This is a genomic window from Streptomyces sp. WAC05292, from assembly GCF_003949955.1.
GTDB classification, from domain to species: domain Bacteria; phylum Actinomycetota; class Actinomycetes; order Streptomycetales; family Streptomycetaceae; genus Streptomyces; species Streptomyces globosus.
The window spans coordinates 1-5,552 of record NZ_RPSE01000400.1 but is presented as its reverse complement, the minus strand read 5'-3'; the positions used below and the strand labels follow the sequence as shown (position 1 = coordinate 5,552).

The following is a 5,552-nucleotide window of genomic DNA, read 5'->3' as shown; positions in this document are numbered from 1 at the left end:
GCCGCGGGGGCGGCAGGGGCTTGCCGGGCGGCCGAGTGCGCGGTTCCGCACGGCTGCGCGGGCGCGGGCGCGGCGGACGGCGCGGGGCCGGCCGGTCGGAGGTGGCCCTCCAGGTCGGGTACCAGGGGCAGCGGCGGCGCCGCCCCCTCCGCCAGCCGCAGGGTGGACTCCCCGATCCGCAGGAGCGCGCCCGGCGGCAGCGGCACGGGCCGGCGCCCGACCTCGGCGCCGTCGAGCGTCGTGCCGTTCGTCGAGTCCAGGTCCGCCACCGCGACGCGCCCGTCCGGCAGGACCGTCACCGTGCAGTGCAGCCGCGAGACGTCCGGGTCGTCGAGCGGGACGTCGGCGTCGGCCGAGCGGCCGATCCGGATCATGCCCGGGTGCAGCAGGTGCACTCCGCCCGCGTCGGGCCCGGCCACCACGTGGAGCTGGGCGCCCTCCGCGCCGTCGGGGGCGGCGTCCGGGACGGGGCCGTGCAGGCCGAGGACGGCGCCGTCGACGAGCGGAGGCTCGCCGAGGACGTGGCGCTGCGGGTCGAGGCGGCGCTCGCCCGCGTACAGGGCCGCCGTACCGCCGGTGTCGGGGCCGCCGACGGTCGCGGCGAGCCCGGAGGCGACCGCGGAGAGCGGCGTTCCGGCGGGCGCGGTGACGAGGACGTCACAGCCGGCGGGCACGGTCTGGTGGCCGCTGCGCGACCCGAGGACGGTCAGCCGGATCTGCATCGCCGTCAGCGGTCCCTTCTGCGCGGTGCGCGGTGCGTGCGCCCGGCGGGGACGGCGGACGAGCCCGCCCGGCCCCCCACCCGGCACGGCGCGTCGTCCGGTCAGGTCTGCGCGGGAGCGCGGGCTCCCCGCCCCCGCTTCCGCACGGGTGCATCCTCGCACCTGTTGCGGACGACACGCCCGGCACCCACCGATAAATGATCTTGAATGGCCGGGGTCCGGCGCAAGGGGCGCACCCCTGCGGACGCGCTCCCCGGGGAAACCCGAGGAGAGCGGCCCTCCGCCGCGGAAAATCGCCTCCGGCATACGCCGCGAACATCACACTCCGCACATATGTGCGGCAACCAACCGCCGCCGCCCGGCGTCTTTGCGGAGGACACCCCCTAGAGTGGGCCGCAATACCCAACGACATGCACCACCCACCACGACAGCAGGGAGCGCGAGACGTGCGGCCAGTCGGCAGCAAGTACTTGCTCGAGGAGCCGCTCGGGCGCGGCGCCACGGGCACCGTCTGGCGAGCCCGCCAGCGCGAGACCGCCGGCGCCGAGGCCGCCGTGGCCGGCCAGCCGGGCGAGACCCTGGCCATCAAGGTCCTCAAGGAGGAGCTGGCCCAGGACCCGGACATCGTCATGCGCTTCCTGCGGGAGCGCTCCGTCCTGCTGCGCCTGACCCACCCCAACATCGTCCGCACCCGCGACCTCGTCGTCGAGGGCGACCTCCTCGCCCTCGTCATGGACCTCGTCGACGGCCCGGACCTGCACCGCTACATCCGGGAGAACGGCCCCTTCACCCCGGTCGCCGCGGCCCTGCTGACCGCCCAGATCGCCGACGCGCTCGCCGCCAGCCACGCCGACGGCGTCGTCCACCGCGACCTCAAGCCCGCGAACGTCCTGCTCGACGAGGCCGACGGCCGCATGAAGCCGATGCTCACCGACTTCGGCATCGCCCGCCTCGCCGACTCCCCGGGCCTGACCCGCACCCACGAGTTCGTCGGCACCCCCGCCTACGTCGCCCCCGAATCCGCCGAGGGCCGCCCGCAGACCTCCGCCGTGGACATCTACGGCGCCGGCATCCTGCTGTACGAACTCGTCACCGGGCGCCCGCCGTTCGCCGGCGCCACCGCGCTCGAAGTCCTCCACCGCCACCTCAGCGAGGACCCGCAGCGCCCGCCCAGCCTGCCCGAGCCGCTGTGGATCGTCATCGAGCGCTGCCTGCGCAAGGAGCCGGGCGAGCGCCCCAGCGCCGAGAACCTGGCCCGCGGCCTGCGCGTCGTCGCCTCCGGCATCGGCGTCCACAGCGCCCCCGCCGAGGTGGAGGCCGCCCTCGGCGTCGGCGCGCTGCTCGCTCCCGACCCCTCGCCCGCGCCCGTCCCCGAAACCCCCGCGGCCGCCCCCGGCGCCGCGGACGCCACGCAGGTGCTGCCCGGCCGGGCCGCCGCCGGGCAGGAGGGCGCGTACGACCCCAACGCGATGACGAGCGTGCTGCCGCCGGTCGGCGCCGCCGACGCCACGACCGTGCTGCCGAGCACGGGCGGCCCCGGCGACGGCGTTCCGGAGGCGGCCGCCACCTCGGTCATGCCGCCCGTGGAGCGGCCGGACCAGCCGCACCCGTGGCAGACGCAGATGCGCGCCGCCCGGGACCGCAACGAGCAGACGCAGGTGCACTACCTCGACCCGAGCGAGGACCCGCTGCGCCGCCGGCCCCAGCGCCAGGCGCCCCCGCCGCCTCCGCAGCAGCGGCCCCAGCGGCCGCAGCAGCCCCCGCAGTACCGGCAGGCGCCGCCGCCGCAGTACCCGCCGCAGCAGCACCCCCAGGCGCCCCAGTACCAGCAGCCGCCCCAGCAGCCGTACTACCCGCAGCCGCAGCAGGCGCCCCCGCCGCCGCAGCCCTACCGCCAGCAGCAGCCGGCGCCGCAGGCCCAGCCGTACCGGCAGCCCCAGGCCCCGCAGCAGCCGCAGCAGGCCCCGCCGCCGCAGCGGCCCGCCCCCGAACCCCGGGAGCCCCGCGAGCCGCGCCGCCGCAGCGCGAACCCGATCCGGATCCCCGGCCTCGGCTGCCTCAAGGGCTGCCTGGTCATGATCCTGGTCTTCTTCGTCGCGGGCTGGCTGGTCTGGGAACTCACCCCGCTCCAGTCGTGGATCGGCACCGGGAAGGGCTGGTTCGACCAGCTCTGGAGCTGGGGCACGGGCATCGTCGACTGGGTCGCCTCCCTCGGCGACGCCGCGGGCACGGGCGGCGGAACGGGCGCGGGCACCCCCTGAACGGGCCCGCGAAGACCCGACTTCGTGGATTTGTCGACATCCCGGACGTGATTTCGCCCGCAGAAGTGAAGGTCACCGTGTTCCGCGGCGCCGGGCGGCCGCGCGACCGCATAGCTTTGGTGCCGTACGCCAGCCGCTGAGGGAGCAGTCGTGGCACGGAAAATCGGCAGCCGGTACACCGCGCACCAGATCCTGGGGCGCGGAAGCGCGGGCACGGTGTGGCTCGGCGAGGGGCCCGACGGGCCCGTCGCCGTCAAGCTGCTGCGCGAGGACCTCGCGTCCGACCAGGAACTGGTCGGACGCTTCGTCCAGGAGCGCAGCGCGCTGCTCGGCCTGGACCACCCGCACATCGTCTCGGTCCGCGACCTCGTGGTCGACGGCAACGACCTCGCCCTGGTCATGGACCTGGTGCGCGGCACGGACCTGCGCACCCGGCTCGACCGGGAGCGCCGCCTCGCGCCGGAGGCGGCCGTCGCGATCACCGCCGACGTCGCGGACGCGCTCGCCGCCGCCCACGCGGCCGGGGTCGTCCACCGCGACGTGAAGCCCGAGAACGTCCTCCTCGACATGCAGGGCCCCCTCGGGCCCGGCGGGGCGCACCCGGCCCTGCTCACCGACTTCGGCGTCGCCAAGCTGATCGACACCCCGAAGCGCATCGGGGCCGCCGCGGGCGGGAGCGGGCGGGCCTCCGCCACCGCGACGCGGATCATCGGCACCCCCGACTACCTGGCCCCGGAGATCGTCGAGGGGCTGCCGCCGCGCGCGGCCGTCGACATATACGCCCTCGCGACCGTGTTGTACGAGCTGCTCGCCGGGTTCACGCCGTTCGGCGGCGGACACCCCGGCGCCGTGCTGCGCCGCCACGTCACCGAGACCGTGGTGCCGCTGCCCGGCATCCCGGAGGAGCTGTGGCAGCTGATCGTCCAGTGCCTGGCCAAGGGGCCGGCCTCCCGGCTGCGCGCCTCCGAGCTGTCCGCCCGGCTGCGGGACCTGCTGCCGATGCTGGCGGGGATACCCCCGCTGGACGTGGACGAGCCCGACGACGCGGAGCCCGAGCCGGAGCAGTCCGGGGAGGCACCCGCGGCGCCCGCGCGGCGGCGCGGGGCAGTCCCCCTGGTGCCCGGCTCGGCGACGGACTCCAACCGGGACACCCACACCTCCATGCGCGTGCCCGGGCCCGAGGAGCTGGCCGGCGGCGCGCTCGGCACCGCCCGGGTGCCGCGGCCCGCGGGCGGGCACCGGCCGGGGTCGGCGCGGCACCGGGCCGACACCGTGCGCCGGAGGCGGCTCGCGCTGTCCGCCGGGGCGGTCGCCCTCGCCGCCGCCGTCGGGGTCGGCGGCTGGCTGGCCTCCTCGGACGGCGACGACCGCCCCCAGCCGCCGGCGTCGAAGAACTCGGCCCCGCCGAAGCCCTGAGGCGCCCCTGCCCTGAGGCGCCACCGGGTCCGGCCGCCGCCCCGCCGGGCGGCGGCCGGACCCGGTGGCCCGGCCTCCCGTCCGCCGGTCAGGCGCCGACGAGCTCCGGGTGCCAGCGGCGGGCCACCTCCGGGTGCGCCCGCACCCACCCCTTCAGCTCGTTGCGCCCGTACTCGGCGTGCAGCGGGTTCGACGCGTCGTGCGTCAGGCCCGGCGCGGACCGCAGGTAGTCGCCCGGCACCGTCTCCACGACCGCGTCGAGCCGCGGGTTGTAGAAGAACGGCACGGAGAACCGCTCCACCGCGCCCGGCGGGCTCACCACCCGGTGGTCGGTCGCCGTCAGGTACCCCTCCGTCGCGATCTCCAGCAGCTCGCCCAGGTTGACGACGAACGCCCCCGGCATCGGCGGCACGTCCACGTACCCGCCGTCCCTGACGACCTGGAGCCCGCCGACCGAGTCCTGGAGCAGCAGCGTCAGGAACCCGTAGTCCTTGTGCGCGCCGACGCCCTGGTCGGCGCCCGACGGGGCGGACCCGGGGTAGCGGATCAGCTTGGTGTGCAGGTGCGGGCGGTCCGCGAAGGCCGCGTCGAAGAAGTCGTGCGGGGCGCCGATGGAGGCCAGCAGCTCCTGGAGCAGCCGGTGCGCCACCGCGGCGAGCCGGCTCTGCCAGTCCAGGACGACGGTCCGCAGCTCGGGCAGGGCCTCCGGCCACTGGTTGGGCCCCTCCAGCCACAGGTAGGCCGGGTCGTCCGGGCCCAGCCGCGGGGCGGGGCGCTCGGCGCCCACGTCGAGCTGGTCGCGCCAGTCGGACGCGCCGCCCGTCAGCTCGTGGCCGATGCGGGTGTAGCCGCGGAAGTGCGGCGAGTTCAGATTGCTGACGGCGAGCCTGTCGGCCTCGGGCAGGGCGAAGAAAGCCCTGGTCACGTCCAGTATGCGGGCGCTCTCCGCCTCGGAGATCCCGTGCCCTGTGAGGTGGAGGAAGCCGGTGTCCCGCGCGGCGCCGTGGAGTTCCTTCAGGAACCCGGGCCGCAGGGCGGGGTCGTCGGCCTGGGAGAGATCGATGACGGGGAGGGAGTGCGCGGACGGCATGACGGCTCCGTTTCGGATGTCACGGGGTCCTGTTCCCCGGTGGTGGCGGGGCAGCGGAGGGGG

At 76.5% G+C, this 5,552-nt stretch carries 4 protein-coding genes; 2 read left to right on the top strand and 2 right to left on the bottom strand.

Going from position 1 to position 5,552, the window contains the following annotated elements; genetic code table 11:
* A partial coding sequence (locus EF903_RS27750; protein WP_148142586.1) for an FHA domain-containing protein occupies nucleotides 1-722 on the bottom strand: 722 nt, incomplete at its 3' end.
* Between the two features lie 446 nt (nucleotides 723-1,168).
* Between EF903_RS27750 and EF903_RS27745 the strand changes: the two genes are divergently transcribed.
* Both EF903_RS27745 and EF903_RS27740 read left to right on the top strand, forming a co-directional pair.
* Nucleotides 1,169-2,983 carry a serine/threonine-protein kinase gene (locus tag EF903_RS27745; RefSeq protein WP_125547701.1) on the top strand — a complete coding sequence of 605 codons (1,815 nt, stop codon included), beginning with the start codon at nucleotides 1,169-1,171 and terminating at the stop codon, nucleotides 2,981-2,983.
* Between the two features lie 150 nt (nucleotides 2,984-3,133).
* A complete protein-coding gene (locus tag EF903_RS27740; protein WP_125547699.1) occupies nucleotides 3,134-4,399 on the top strand; it encodes a serine/threonine-protein kinase in 1,266 nt (421 codons plus the stop codon).
* Between the two features lie 88 nt (nucleotides 4,400-4,487).
* Here EF903_RS27740 and EF903_RS27735 read toward each other — a convergent pair whose 3' ends face one another.
* A complete protein-coding gene (locus EF903_RS27735; RefSeq protein ID WP_125547697.1) occupies nucleotides 4,488-5,489 on the bottom strand; it encodes an isopenicillin N synthase family oxygenase in 1,002 nt (333 codons plus the stop codon).
* Nucleotides 5,490-5,552 lie beyond the last annotated feature (63 nt).

What these genes read in the sequence shown, in the direction of transcription:
- EF903_RS27735 (WP_125547697.1), bottom strand. Translation starts at nt 5,489, where the DNA reads ATGCCGTCCGCGCACTCCCTCCCCGTCATCGATCTCTCCCAGGCCGAC.